The 12,745-nt window shown below is 51.5% G+C and carries 11 protein-coding genes and 3 pseudogenes; 4 read left to right on the top strand and 10 right to left on the bottom strand.

Translation table 11 applies throughout. The features are described 5' to 3' along the window. Window position 1 precedes the first annotated feature (1 nt). The 8 genes and pseudogenes from rplP to rplC form a co-directional block, all read right to left on the bottom strand. Window positions 2–421: a 50S ribosomal protein L16 gene (gene rplP / locus ACM1PF_RS17045; protein WP_416676463.1), complete on the bottom strand. Its 420-nt coding sequence runs from the start codon at window positions 419–421 to the stop codon at window positions 2–4. Between the two features lie 68 nt (window positions 422–489). Further along, window positions 490–1,239: a 30S ribosomal protein S3 gene (rpsC, locus tag ACM1PF_RS17040; RefSeq protein WP_416676462.1), complete on the bottom strand. Its 750-nt coding sequence runs from the start codon at window positions 1,237–1,239 to the stop codon at window positions 490–492. Between the two features lie 45 nt (window positions 1,240–1,284). Beyond that, a pseudogene (rplV, locus tag ACM1PF_RS17035) lies at window positions 1,285–1,646 on the bottom strand (50S ribosomal protein L22). 12 nt (window positions 1,647–1,658) lie between these two features. Beyond that, complete coding sequence (rpsS, locus tag ACM1PF_RS17030) at window positions 1,659–1,937, bottom strand: 30S ribosomal protein S19 (RefSeq protein WP_416676461.1); 279 nt, start codon at window positions 1,935–1,937, stop codon at window positions 1,659–1,661. A 106-nt stretch (window positions 1,938–2,043) separates the two neighbouring features. After that, window positions 2,044–2,906: pseudogene (rplB, locus tag ACM1PF_RS17025) on the bottom strand (50S ribosomal protein L2). Window positions 2,907–2,943: 37 nt separating this feature from the next. Then, window positions 2,944–3,249: a 50S ribosomal protein L23 gene (locus tag ACM1PF_RS17020; RefSeq protein WP_416676460.1), complete on the bottom strand. Its 306-nt coding sequence runs from the start codon at window positions 3,247–3,249 to the stop codon at window positions 2,944–2,946. Further along, window positions 3,242–3,876: pseudogene (gene rplD / locus ACM1PF_RS17015) on the bottom strand (50S ribosomal protein L4). The gene ACM1PF_RS17020 and the pseudogene rplD overlap by 8 nt, the downstream one beginning before the upstream one ends. Before the next feature lie 68 nt (window positions 3,877–3,944). Next, window positions 3,945–4,589 (bottom strand): 50S ribosomal protein L3, encoded by a 645-nt coding sequence (gene rplC, locus ACM1PF_RS17010; protein WP_416676459.1) that lies wholly within the window; start codon window positions 4,587–4,589, stop codon window positions 3,945–3,947. A gap of 755 nt (window positions 4,590–5,344) precedes the next feature. Between rplC and ndhN the strand changes: the two genes are divergently transcribed. The 3 genes from ndhN to ACM1PF_RS16995 all read left to right on the top strand — a co-directional run bounded on the left by ndhN (window position 5,345) and on the right by ACM1PF_RS16995 (window position 9,314). After that, window positions 5,345–5,821, top strand: a complete 477-nt coding sequence (gene ndhN, locus ACM1PF_RS17005) for an NAD(P)H-quinone oxidoreductase subunit N (protein ID WP_416676458.1) — start codon at window positions 5,345–5,347, stop codon at window positions 5,819–5,821. Between the two features lie 240 nt (window positions 5,822–6,061). Next, complete coding sequence (gene ldpA, locus ACM1PF_RS17000) at window positions 6,062–7,255, top strand: circadian clock protein LdpA (protein WP_416676695.1); 1,194 nt, start codon at window positions 6,062–6,064, stop codon at window positions 7,253–7,255. Between the two features lie 265 nt (window positions 7,256–7,520). Then, window positions 7,521–9,314, top strand: a complete 1,794-nt coding sequence (locus tag ACM1PF_RS16995) for a R3H domain-containing nucleic acid-binding protein (protein ID WP_416676694.1) — start codon at window positions 7,521–7,523, stop codon at window positions 9,312–9,314. A gap of 384 nt (window positions 9,315–9,698) precedes the next feature. Here the strand turns inward: ACM1PF_RS16995 and ACM1PF_RS16990 are convergent, their stop codons facing one another. Next, window positions 9,699–10,991, bottom strand: coding sequence for an ABC transporter substrate-binding protein (locus ACM1PF_RS16990; protein ID WP_416676457.1), 1,293 nt, complete (start codon window positions 10,989–10,991; stop codon window positions 9,699–9,701). A gap of 87 nt (window positions 10,992–11,078) precedes the next feature. On the opposite strand from ACM1PF_RS16990, the gene ACM1PF_RS16985 reads away from it, so the two are divergent. After that, the gene (locus tag ACM1PF_RS16985) at window positions 11,079–11,465 is read left to right on the top strand and encodes a nucleotidyltransferase family protein (RefSeq protein WP_416676456.1); all 387 of its coding nucleotides are present in this window, start codon (window positions 11,079–11,081) and stop codon (window positions 11,463–11,465) included. Between the two features lie 30 nt (window positions 11,466–11,495). On the opposite strand, the gene ACM1PF_RS16980 is transcribed toward ACM1PF_RS16985, so the two are convergent. After that, a complete protein-coding gene (locus ACM1PF_RS16980; RefSeq protein WP_416676455.1) occupies window positions 11,496–12,704 on the bottom strand; it encodes a methyltransferase domain-containing protein in 1,209 nt (402 codons plus the stop codon). Window positions 12,705–12,745: the final 41 nt, after the last annotated feature.

Raw genomic sequence — 12,745 nt, 5'->3', positions numbered from 1 at the left:
GTTACGACTCCTCCGCTTCGCGCGTAATGAACTTCGTTTTGATGGGCAACTTGTACTGGGCCAGCCGCATGGCTTCACGGGCGGTTTGCTCTGGTACGCCAGCCACTTCAAACAAGATCCGACCGGGCTTAACGACCGCTACCCAATACTCCGGGTTTCCCTTACCGGAACCCATCCGGGTTTCAGCGGGACGCATGGTTACAGGCTTGTCGGGGAAAATCCGAATCCAGATCTTACCGCCCCGACGGATGTACCGAGTCATCGCTCGACGGCTGGCTTCAATTTGGCGGGAGGTAATCCAGGATGGCTCTAAAGCCTGCAATGCAAAATCACCAAAGTTGATTTTGTTGCCGACAGTCGCCATTCCCTTCATGCGTCCGCGCTGCTGTTTGCGGAATTTAGTTCTTCTAGGACTTAACATGGCTTTTACCTTGCTGGGGATGAGGGGGGAGGAACTTTCAGATGAGCGAACTCACCGTGAGTTGACCTCTAACCTTCATTCGATCGATCTTCGTACTGCTGGCGACGACGCTGTTGACGACGACGCGGTTGGGTATTGGCAGGCTGGGGAGTTTCCTCTTGTCCGGGGATGATTTCACCCTTAAAGATCCAAACTTTGATGCCCAAAATGCCGTAAATGGTTTGTGCAGTGCGATAGGCGTAATCAATATCAGCCCGTAGAGTGTGGAGTGGAACTTTCCCTTCACGGGTATACTCGGTTCGAGCAATTTCAGCTCCATTCAAACGACCGCTGACCTGAATCTTGATGCCTTCAACGCCCGCCCGTTGGGCCCGTTGGATGGCTTGACGCACAACCCGCCGGAAGGAAACCCGTCGCTCAAGCTGCTGTGCTACATACTCAGCAATCAGTCCAGCATCTGCATCAACCCGAGCTACTTCGACCACATTGATCCGGATCTGACGGTTGCTATCCCCTAACGCTTTCTGTAAGCCTGTCCGCAATTCTTCAATGCCCTGTCCGCCTCGACCAACAACCACGCCAGGACGAGCAGTATGAACTTCGAGGTCGATTTGATCCGCCTTCCGCTCAATCCGAATTTGGGAAATACCCGGACTTTCTAAGCTTTTCAGCCGCATGGGATTCTTTTCAAGAAAATTGCGGATGATGTGATCTTCTTGCAGCAGCTTGGGGTAGCGCTCGAAGTCGGCAAACCAACGCGACTTGTGTTCCTGTGTAATACCAAGGCGAAAGCCTACTGGATGAATCTTTTGTCCCACGGTGCATCCTCTATTTGTCTACAGTGCATTCGATAACCTGCATCATTAATCCTCGTCTTCCACACCCGGAGCAACAGCGATCGTGATGTGGCAGGTCGGCTTACGAATTTGATAGGCCGGCCTTGAGCACGAGGACGATAGCGTCGTAACACTGGTCCTTGATCGGCAAAGGCCTGACTGACAAATAGATCAGCTGGGTCATACCCCTCGTTGTGTTCTGCGTTGGCTACAGCCGATCGCAAGACCTTCAGAATCGGTTCACAGGCACGGTAGGGCATGAACTCTAGAATGATCAATGCCTCTCGATAGGAACGACCCCGAATTTGATCTAGAACTCGACGCACCTTATGGGGCGACATACGGATGTACTTTGCAACTGCTTTGACTTCTCCAAGAGCGACAGCCATAACTTTCTCCTTTTAGCGTCGAGCCTTCTTGTCACTCTTCGCGTGACCTCGGAAGGTGCGAGTCGGGGCAAATTCACCGAGCTTGTGGCCCACCATTTGTTCGGTAACGTAGACGGGAACGTGCTGACGGCCGTTGTGAACCGCGATCGTATGACCAATCATCTGGGGCAGAATGGTGGATGCCCTGGACCAGGTTTTAATGACTTGCTTCTCACCCTTTGAGTTGAGAACCTCAACCTTTTTAAGTAGGTGATCGGCAACAAATGGACCTTTTTTAAGCGATCGAGACATGACGTTGATTAACCTCTAAAGCAATTGGATTTTGGATTGTGGATTGTGGATTTTGGATGGCTAGGTTAAGCGATCAATCTAAAATCGGCATCTAAAATCCAATGAATTAGGATTCACGTCCGCCTCTTCTCCGCTTCGAGGTGCGACGACGACGACGAACGATAAGGGCATTACTCAGCTTTTTCTTCTTGCGAGTTTTTGCGCCGAGAGCTGGTTTACCCCAGGGAGTCACTGGGCCAGAACGACCAATCGGAGCCCGTCCTTCCCCCCACCATGTGGGTGATCCACCGGGTTCATCACACTACCGCGAACTTCCGGTCTACGCCCTTTCCACCGTTTGCGTCCGGCTTTGCCCAGGCTGGTATTGCGGACATCCGCGTTACCTACTTGACCAATGGTGGCGTAGCACTCACGTCGTACCATCCGCACTTCAGTGGAAGGCAGCCTCAGGGTGACAAAGTTACCTTCTTTAGCAACTAACTGAGCTGAAGTTCCAGCCGCCCGAACAATCTGACCACCCTTACCGGGCACCAGTTCAACATTGTGAACCGTAGTTCCCAATGGCATATTGCCAAGCGGTAATGCGTTACCCACCTCAAACGGTGCATCGGGGCCAGAAATCACAGTTGTGCCCACAGCCAGGTTTGCTGGGTGCAGGATATAACGCTTCTCGCCATCTTGATAATGCAAGAGGGCAATCCGAGCATTGCGGTTGGGATCGTACTCGATCGAAGCCACTTTTGCTGGAATGTTGTGCTTGTTGCGATGGAAATCAATGATGCGGTAAAGCCGCTTATGACCGCCACCCCGATGACGGCAGGTAATGACACCGCGATTATTCCGCCCTTTAGGACGGTGAATGGAAACCGTCAAGGATTTTTCTGGTTCGCTACGAGTCACCTCCGCGAAGTCAGAAACCACCCGTTCACGGGTTCCAGGGGTATAGGGTCGGTAGTAACGAATGCCCATAGCTCAAATTCTCTGGAATACTTCTAGACTTCACGAATTAGACTTCGGGGAACAGCGTAATTGAATCCCCAGGAGCCAGTGTGACAACAGCCCGCTTGTACTGCGATCGATGTCCAGCAAACCGGCCAACCCGGCGTTTCTTGCGGGGAGGGTTTGTGGTGTTGATCTGTATTACAGACACATCAAACAAATCTTCGATCGCTGCCTTAATTTCCGGCTTCGTTGCCTTAGGAGACACCTCAAAGGTGTACTTGTTGTCCTCTAGCAACCGCGTTGCCTTCTCCGTCACAATCGGACGACGAATCAGGTCAGGGAGTTTGCGAAAATCCAATGCCTTAGTCATCACCGTAAACCTCCTGAATCATGTCAAGGGCAGACTGAGTTGCCACAATGCGATCGGCTGCCAAAAGGTCGAACACGTTCAGGTTGTTAGCGGAAATCAACCGCACCTTGCTGAGATTACGGGAAGAGAGGTAAACGTTCTCATTCCGTTCTGCTACAACAATCAGCACTTTGGAATCCGGCTCAATTCCCCAGCGAGACATGGCCTGCACCAGATCCTTTGTTTTTGGACGAGGCAATTCTGCTGCAAAATCCTCAACCACAATCAAGTCGTCTGTGCGATTTTGAAAAGCCGTTCGCAACGCCAAACGACGCTCCTTACGGTTCATCTTGACGGAATAGTCTCTAGGCTTGGGCCAAAGATGACACCGCCCCCTCGCCATAGAGGCGATCGAATGGAACCTGCACGGGCACGTCCCGTCCCTTTTTGCCGCCAGGGTTTGCGTCCACCCCCCCGTACTTCAGCACGAGTTTTCGTTGAAGCGGTTCCCTGGCGGGAATTGTTCATTTGGCGCACTAAAGCCCGATGCACGATATGGGATGCGGACTCGTCTTTAGCCACCTTCAGGTCTAAAGAAGCCTGCCCGACCTCTTCGCCCTGCCAGTTTTTTACTACGCAGTTAACCATAACCTCTGTCTCTATTCCCTAGCGACTGCTAAATCGCTGAAGGCTGGGGATCATCGCTGACCCAACCCTTAGCCCTTCTTTCCTATCGTTTTTGCAGGCTTAATGTTCAGTAATGCACCTGGCTTACCGGGTACAGCACCTTTGATTAAGATCAAGTCCCGCTCAGCGTCCACCCTCGCAACAGTCAATTTGCGAATTGTGACTTGAACATTGCCCATCTGACCTGCCATCCGCTTACCGGGATAAACTCGACCAGGAGTTGTCCCTGCACCCGTTGAACCTGGCAAACGATGGTTCTTGGAACCGTGACCCATTGGTTCACGTTTGAAGTTATGTCGTTTTTGATATCCTGCGAACCCTCGACCAATACTTGTCCCAGTTACATCAACGAGTTGTCCCGCCTCGAAAGCATCTGCTTTGAGCTGCTGACCTAACTCAAACTGATCCGAGCCATTGGTGCGATACTCCTCCAGGTGACGGAGCGGAGGTGCGCCTGATTTTGCAAGATGACCTAGCTCTGGCTTGTTAAGGGCTTTAGCCGCGACTTCACCATAGCCAACCTGAACAGCAGAATAGCCGTCCGTTTCTTTGGTCTTAATTTGTGTGATGGTGCATGGGCCCGCTTGAACGACGGTCACAGGAATTGCAATCCCGGACTCTTCGTCAAAGATTTGGGTCATGCCGAGTTTTGTGCCAAGAATACCAACAGACACAGTAGGGGTTCTCCCTTGTTCTAAACACCGCAAAGTAACGGGACTGGCGATATCCGCTAGTCCAGCAAACTTGTGAATCAATTATCGTGAGGCAACATCACAGAGAAACCCAGCCCCAAAAGGCTGCGCAATTTCTGCAATTCATGATCCCCACTATCTTCAAGAGGGCTTGAAGGATGAAAAGCCGCATTATTTTGCATTAGCGACGTTGGCTAAAGCCAAGACTTAGACAGTTGACCCGTCCAGTATCCTTGAGGCTCTGCCCTAAAATCTCTTCCCCCTACAGGTCGGAGATTGACCCTTCCTGACGAAGCCATTCACCTGGTTACAGAGTAAATGACCTTCATGCCTTAACCTCAGTTAACACTCCTCAGCCCATAACACCATTAAGCTGGGCAAACAACTGAGAAAAACCTGTCGCTTCCCTTTACCAAAGAAGTCCCGTTCGGTTTATTTAGGCAACAGCTACTAATGATAAAACAAACTTTGCCTAATTGTCTAGTCTTTGTTTGATTATCTTTGTTCAGTCAGGCTGTATGTCCTTGCCAGGTGTTGTTTTTCCGCATGTCCTCAACGTTCGACGAAGCCTCAACTGGAATGAATGCTGAATGAAGCTAAACAGCACCAGAAAAGAAAATCCGCTGTAAGCAGTTGATGGGCGATCGGCACTTCTCTATAATCATTGATTGAGATGAAAGATTGAGATGCAATCCTGCAATGGATTCCAGCAAGGCTTTAACACGAGGCAACAACCTATGGCACTCATCACGACCGGGAAAAAGTTTATTAAAGAGTTAGAAGCATCAGGGGCCCTGGGGGTTTGTGTTCCCCTGGAGGGTGGAGCTGAGGGCCGTTATCAGCGTCGTGCCAGAGCAGCCGGATATGAAGTTTTGAACATCACTGCCAGAGGCTTGGGTGATCTCTCTGCCTATCTATTCGATGTACATGGTGTGCGTCCACCCCATCTGGGCAAGAAAACGACCGGGCGAGATGGTGCAGTTGGTTACGTCTACTATGCTGCTCCCATTGCAAAGACCCAACTGGATGCACTGCCAGCCAAAGCGAAGGGCTTGCTGATTTGGATCATGGAAGGGGCTATCCTTTCCCAACAAGAACTACAATACTTAACGACACTGCCAACCGTCGAGCCTCGAATCAAAATAGTTTTAGAGATGGGAGGGGGGCGCGTTTTTCAGTGGAAACCTCTCCGGGAGTTTGTGACTGCTGCATGAGTCTTGCTGGGTCAAGAAATATGGGTGCTGATGATGCTCCCCCGATCGCCACAAGCTCTTTCTGACTCAAACCAGGGTTGGGACTGGAAAGAGAGCAACGGGGATCATGGGGATCATTTTGTTTAAGGATATGCGCGATACATTGAAGTTCGTTATCCTTGTAGTAGACTGTAGCAACGCACTGTAGTTGATAGCTGCTATAGTCGCCCCCTCTGTACACCCCTTAATTGTGTAAGGGCGATTGATTTGTACCATCCCTTACGATCCTTAAGGGAGGGTAGCTGGTTCAAATTGATTTGTGGAGCCAGCTTCCAACACCTCCCTGCCATTCGGAATCTAGTGTTGGCCTATACCCTGGCGGGTGCAGACTGTGTAGATGTTGCAGCCGACCCAGCTGTAATCAATGCTGCTCGTTCTGCTCTGGCGGTTGCTTCTCACTGGCAGGGTGCGGCTGAGCAGAAAGGGTTCAATCGGGCGGGTGCTATGCCCTGGCTCATGGTCAGCCTCAACGATGGCGAAGATCCCCATTTCCGTAAGGCGACCTTCGATCCAGAGCAATGTCCGCCAGACTGTGCGCGTCCCTGTGAGGCAATTTGTCCAGCCCAAGCGATCGTCTTTAATCCTTCCTATGCTGGCGTAGTCGAAGCGAGCTGCTATGGCTGTGGGCGGTGTGTCCCCATTTGTCCAATCCAAACGATCACGACGCGATCCTACGTATCTACTCCAGCTTCGATCGCTCCATTGGTTTTATCCGGTGTAGATGCCGTTGAAATTCATACTCAGGTTGGGCGACTGGAAGATTTCAAGCGATTGTGGGCAGCCATTCGTCCCTTCGTGTTTGACCTCAAGCTGATTGCCATTAGTTGTCCGGACGGTGAAGGGCTGATCGATTATCTCTGGGCCCTGTATGACATCATTCGTCCCCTTCCCTGCTCTTTAATCTGGCAAACCGATGGTAGACCCATGAGTGGAGACATTGGGGCTGGAGCAACCCGTGCAGCCGTCAAGCTAGGTCAGAAAGTTTTGCAGGCTGGACCACCCGGATATGTACAGCTCGCAGGTGGTACCAACAGCCACACGGCAGAGAAACTTAAGGCTCTAGGGTTACTACATCAGCAGGATGCATCCTCTTCAGATCGCTTGATTGCTGGCATCGCCTATGGCAGTTATGCTCGCGCGTTGTTGGCTCCGGTATTGGAACAATTAGAGCACGCGGAAATCAGAAATCAAGCCTGGGAATCCCCAACTCTGAAGACCGGGCTTGCGGATCGCTGCTGGTCAATGCCGCAGGCTCGATTCCTGGCTCGTCACCTTGAGGAGGAGCCTGATTTGCTCTGGCAGGCTGTGCATCTTGCCCATTCCCTTGTATCGCAACTGAAACCCGCTATGAAATTCAAAAAAAACATTCCAAAAATTTCTGGCACAATGGGTTAAATTTACCCGCCGCCAAGGTTTTATCGATTCTGAACTGGAACAGCTACACAACTCACCCTGTGACAAATATTTAGTTTCCCTTATTTAGTTTCCCTGGCTTGATTGCTTCTTAGTCATTGCATCATCCATGACATCGCAAGGTATTAACCCATCCAATCATCCTTTCAATCTGTCTGATCACAATCTGTCTGATCACAATCTGTCTGAACAGCCACAGCTTGACTCCGAACCGTCCGGGTTTACTGCATCTAAAACACCCTCTCCTATGTTTGCTTTACAAAGCACTGATGACCTGAATTTGCTATTAGACATCTTGCCAGAATCCATTCGCAAGATTCTCGATACCCACTCAGAGCGCGATCGCCTGATTGAGGTGGTTCTCGACCTGGGGCGATATCCAGAAGCGCGGTTTCCCGATGGTTCCAAATACCTATCGGAAATTCCGGTTTCTAAGGAAGACCTGCAATACTGCGTTGAGCGGGTTGGGATTTTTAGCGGCGACAACCGCGCTGGGATTGAACGTACATTACATCGAATTAGTGCCCTTCGCAACCGCTCTGGTGAGGTGATTGGGCTAACCTGCCGGGTGGGTCGCGCTATCTTTGGCACGATCGACATGATTCGAGATTTGGTGGAAACAGGGCGATCGATCCTAATGTTGGGTCGTCCGGGGGTCGGAAAAACCACGGCCCTGCGTGAAATTGCCCGTGTGTTGGCGAATGAGCTAGATAAGCGTGTCGTTATCATCGACACATCCAACGAGATCGCGGGCGATGGCGATATTCCTCACCCGGCGATCGGTCGCGCCCGGCGAATGCAGGTGGCACGTCCAGAACTGCAACATCAAGTGATGATTGAAGCAGTGGAAAACCACATGCCGGAAGTGATTGTAATTGATGAAATTGGTACTGAACTGGAAGCTCTAGCCGCCCGGACGATCGCCGAACGAGGGGTTCAACTGGTTGGAACGGCCCACGGCAATCGGATTGAGAACCTAATTAAGAACCCGACCCTATCAGACCTGGTAGGCGGTATTCAATCCGTCACCCTGGGGGATGAAGAAGCCCGTCGTCGAGGCAGTCAGAAAAGCGTGTTAGAACGCAAGGCTCCGCCCACCTTTGACATTGCGGTGGAAATGTTGGAACGGCAAAAGTGGGTGGTGCATCAGGATGTGTCTGAAACGGTGGATACGCTGCTGCGAGGACGAGAGCCTAGTCCTCAGGTGCGTACCGTTGATGAACAGGGCAAGGTGGTGATCACGCAGGAAAAACCTCAAGCCAAACCTGCTGCAGCCGGACAACTCCCCTTTGGAACGGCTACCACGGGAACAAGAGGTAGCTCACGGGGGGGCTGGCGGTCTTCCGGGCGTTTACCTGCGCTGCCGTCCTACAAGCGGAATGACCTGGGTGGAGCAGTTCCACTAGAGCCTGTGCCTGATGCTGAACCTCTATCAGAACATCAGCAGTTTGATCAACTTTTGAATGATTCGATGGCAGACTCCTATGCGATGGAGGAGATGGGAGAACCCCCAGTCACTGGACCCAACGGTGAAGATTTGCCGTTGCATGTGTATCCCTATGCCATCAGTCGACATCAGTTGGAACAGGTGATTCAAACCATGAATCTGCCCGTGGTGCTGACCAAGGATATTGACAGTGCAGATGCGGTACTGGCCTTGCGATCGCACATCAAAAATCACTCGAAGCTACGGCTTCTGGCCAAAAACCGACAGTTGCCGATTCATCCGGTCAAATCGAACAGCCTCCCCCAACTGATTCGCGCCCTGCAGCGGATGCTCCGTCTGGATAGCAGTGGTACTGGAGAAGTAGCGGATTTGACCCTGTTCTACCGGGATGCTGACGAGGATGAAATTGAAGCTCTGGAGGAAGCCCGGTTAGCGGTTGAGCAGATCGTGATTCCGAAGGGACAGCCCGTTGAGCTACTGCCGCGATCGGCCAAGGTGCGTAAGATGCAGCATGAGCTGGTGGAACACTATCGCCTAAAGTCGGCCAGTTTTGGGGAGGAACCCAATCGGCGGATTCGGATTTATCCGGCGTGAGGAGTCAGGAGTCAGGAGTCAGGAGTCAGGAGAGGAGGTGGGTAGGTTAAGGGGGATGTGGCAAAACAACATACCCCGTTAGGGGCGCACAGCAGTGCGCCCTTACAGTCGATTTTTTCAAAAATTGGGATGCTATTTGGTTGCAGATCCCTTAGGATCATGGATTAAATAACCTGTAAAGCGTTTTACTCTGTTGACTGGGCGGGCAAGATGCCCACCCCACAAGAATTTCAGTACCATGCGGAGTATTTCATTGGTAGAAGTCCGTATATCTCTGACAGGCAAGATGCCTGCGCTACGGTGTTTCTCCTGACTCCTGACTCCCTGCATAGACGCATCGCAATGCGCCCCTACTTTCCACCCTCACTCCTTACTCCTCACTCCTCACTCCCAAATCAAATCCAACCGTCTCTGGGCTTTTTCAAGGGCTGATTCTGGCGAGTGGGTCAGGAGGGTTTCTTCGATCGCCTTGCCCAGGTTTTCCGATAGGCGAGCATAGCCAGGAATATTGGGACGCGATCGGGCGGTGGGCATCTGGTCTAGAAATACATTCAGGAGGGGTTGGGTGGCGATGTAGTCCTGGTAGTCGGGATTTTCTCTGGCTTTGAGGCTGATGGGGAGTGCGCCCGTGTCGATCGCCCACTTTACCTGAAAGGGTTCGCTGAGGACGTATTCCAGGAATTTCAGGGCAGCTTGTTCCCGCTCTGGTGTGGTTTTCATCACGAATAAATTGGCTCCACCGACGATCGTGGCGGCAGTCTGAGCTTTGGGAATGGGCATCACATCAAAATCAATGCCCGTTTGCTCCAGAAACCCAAGTGTCCAGGGGCCAGTAATCTGCATGGCGACTCGTCCCCGAATGAAATCGTCCTGCTCATAACCGCGTTCGGGCTGGGAAAGGATTGCGGAACCATCCTGGAGTAAATTGCTCCAAAACTCCAGGGCTGCGATCGCCCCTGGGTTCACCAGAGTTGGCTGGTTGTCTTGAATCATTTCACCGCCTGCACTGAATAGAAAGGGGAGCCAACTAAACACCGTCCATTCACCTTTTCCCAACGGCAGCACCATGCCAAATTGATCCGGTCTGCCATCGCCATTGGCATCGCGGGTTAACTGCTGCGCCACCTCGCGGAACTGCTCCCAGGTTTCGGGCAGTTCGGTAACACCTGCGGCTTCGAGCAGACTGGGACGATAGAAAATGCCAAGATTGCTGGTGGTAAAGGGTACAGACCAGAGATGATCTTCTAACTCCATGCCTTCCAACAGCGCGGGATCGATGTCTGACTTCAAGGGTGATTGATCCAGCCAATCCTCGATCGGTTGAATCGCTTCCAGTTCCACTAGTTGCCCCGTCAGCAAGGAGTCAAACCAGAGCATATCCGGTGATGCATTTCCCACCACCGCTGTCAGAATTTTGGGAAGCTGTTGATCGGCTTGTCCCACATAAAGTTGTTCCACCTGAACATCAGAATGCGTTCGGTTAAACTCCTCCACTAACTCGACAAACACATCCCGGTTGGAAGGGGGATTAATCCCGTGCCAGAGGGTGAGATGCACCACGCCATTGTCTACTGGGGGAGCAGATTGACAACCAGTCAGCAATAAAACACAGCTGAATACTAGCCCCCAAAAACCGATCGCCCAATGGCGCACTGAATCCACCCACCGATTGATCATATTTACTTACCTGGCTTCCTTTGCTGTTTTCTACTGTGGTTTTCTAAAATGGCTCTAAGCTTGAGATGAAGTCTGTGAAGTGAGCGAATGACCGTTCCTGCGATCGAACTCCCAATGGAAGAAATTGCTGAATTTTGTCGTAAATGGCAGGTTGTGGAGTTTGCGCTGTTTAGCTCCGTTCTGCGAGATGATTTTCGATCGGATAGTGACATTGATGTGATGGTGCAATTTCACTCAGAAGCTCATCCCACTCTATTTGACCTAGCTTACATGGAGGATGAGTTAAAACTGCTTTTTCAGCGGGATGTTGATTTGGTCACTCGCAAAGGAATCGAGACGAGCCGCAACTATCTACGTCGAAAAGCAATTCTGTCTTCTAGCTGGGTAATTTATGGAACGCGACCTTCAATCTCTGACTGCAACCAACAGTATTCCCGCTTTGATTTCAGAGTTAGAGAAAGTCGTCCCTCCTGATGAATAGAAGGGAGACTTTGCTTCCAGAAATTATTTAGTGGCGACGATGCAGGTCGAAACTGGGTAATCGGGGTGAAAGGCATCCAGTTCAGCGGGCGTTAATTCCTCGTAGCCAATGCCATGAAAGCTGGCCATTACTGTCAGGGGATTACCGTAGACATAAAGCTGTTTTTGGGCAAACGATCGAAACAGCCAGTTGACTCCATCGGGCAGGGGTCGCCAGAAGTCACCGGGGCGATCGTGGAGGCGTTGGGCATTGGGAACCATACAGAAGCATTTGCCACCAGGTTTGAGCCAGCGATGAATATTTTCCACAGCAATCCAGGGGGCGTAGCAATGCTCCAACACATTGAAAATCACCAGGCTATCCAAAGAATCGGGTTCCACTAGATTGGGATCATGCACATCCCCCACCAGATCAACCCCAGCCCCCGCTTCCAGGTTCATAATGCGGTAGGAATTTGCCCGATCGAACTGGTAAAACTCCCGATCCTTCGGCACGCCCCCCACTTCCAGGACATCTCCTACCACCTGTTCCCGAATCTCATCCACAAACTTCTGTAAATAGTAGCGATCGATCGGATTGCCCCGCGTAAAGCCGGTGATATGGCAGAGGGGAGCCAGTCGTCTGAAATCACCCCAGTCAATTGAACCAACCACCGGAGCCAGTAAGCCAATTTGCTCCAGGGTATCCACAAGCTGCTGGAAGGATTCAAAGGAATCGATCGTGTCCAGATCGTCCTCCAGGGTTTGATGGGCGAATAGCTGGATGAGCACCTGCGAGCTTTCCTGACTGAGCGGACTCAGATCAATCAAACCCTCCTGATCAATGTAGCTTTTGAAGCCATTCCCCAAAATGGTGAGGGTCTGATTTTGCAGCAATATCAGTAAGTCTTGCGGGCGATCGAACGGTTGATATTGCTCCAGTTTGCTGATCACAGAGTCTGGGATGGGAGTCGATCGAACCAGTTGAAAGCGTTGGTAAGCAGAAGCCAGATCATGCTCGTGAACGAAAATTTCTAAGGCGACCAGCCATGATTTTGCAGCGATCGAATGGGGTTGACGCTGACTCCAGCCAAATACTGTTTCTAACTGAGTGCCCTGCGCTTTTAAGAATGCAGTAGTTGCATATGCCTTGGTCATCGTCGTCTCCTGTTGCTTCATCCCCGTATGGTAGCAGGGTTGAGGGGAGTCGGGAGTCGGGAGTGAGGAGTGAGGAGTGAGGAGTAGCGCAGGCATCTTGCCTGCCTGTCTCACATATTAGGGGAGTCGGGAGTCGG

It is taken from the genome of Egbenema bharatensis FJBBOT/2019 (genome assembly GCF_048077055.1).
In the GTDB taxonomy this organism is placed as follows: Bacteria; Cyanobacteriota; Cyanobacteriia; order Elainellales; family Elainellaceae; genus Egbenema; species Egbenema bharatensis.
This window is presented reverse-complemented; position numbering and strand designations above follow the sequence as displayed.

Coding starts and splice junctions, on each gene's coding strand:
- rplP (WP_416676463.1), bottom strand. CDS start 421: ATGTTAAGTCCTAGAAGAACTAAATTCCGCAAACAGCAGCGCGGACGC.
- rpsS (WP_416676461.1), bottom strand. CDS start 1,937: ATGTCTCGATCGCTTAAAAAAGGTCCATTTGTTGCCGATCACCTACTT.
- ACM1PF_RS17020 (WP_416676460.1), bottom strand. CDS start 3,249: ATGACTAAGGCATTGGATTTTCGCAAACTCCCTGACCTGATTCGTCGT.
- ndhN (WP_416676458.1), top strand. CDS start 5,345: ATGGCACTCATCACGACCGGGAAAAAGTTTATTAAAGAGTTAGAAGCA.
- ACM1PF_RS16995 (WP_416676694.1), top strand. CDS start 7,521: ATGTTTGCTTTACAAAGCACTGATGACCTGAATTTGCTATTAGACATC.
- ACM1PF_RS16990 (WP_416676457.1), bottom strand. CDS start 10,991: ATGATCAATCGGTGGGTGGATTCAGTGCGCCATTGGGCGATCGGTTTT.
- ACM1PF_RS16985 (WP_416676456.1), top strand. CDS start 11,079: ATGACCGTTCCTGCGATCGAACTCCCAATGGAAGAAATTGCTGAATTT.
- ACM1PF_RS16980 (WP_416676455.1), bottom strand. CDS start 12,704: ATGCCTGCGCTACTCCTCACTCCTCACTCCTCACTCCCGACTCCCGAC.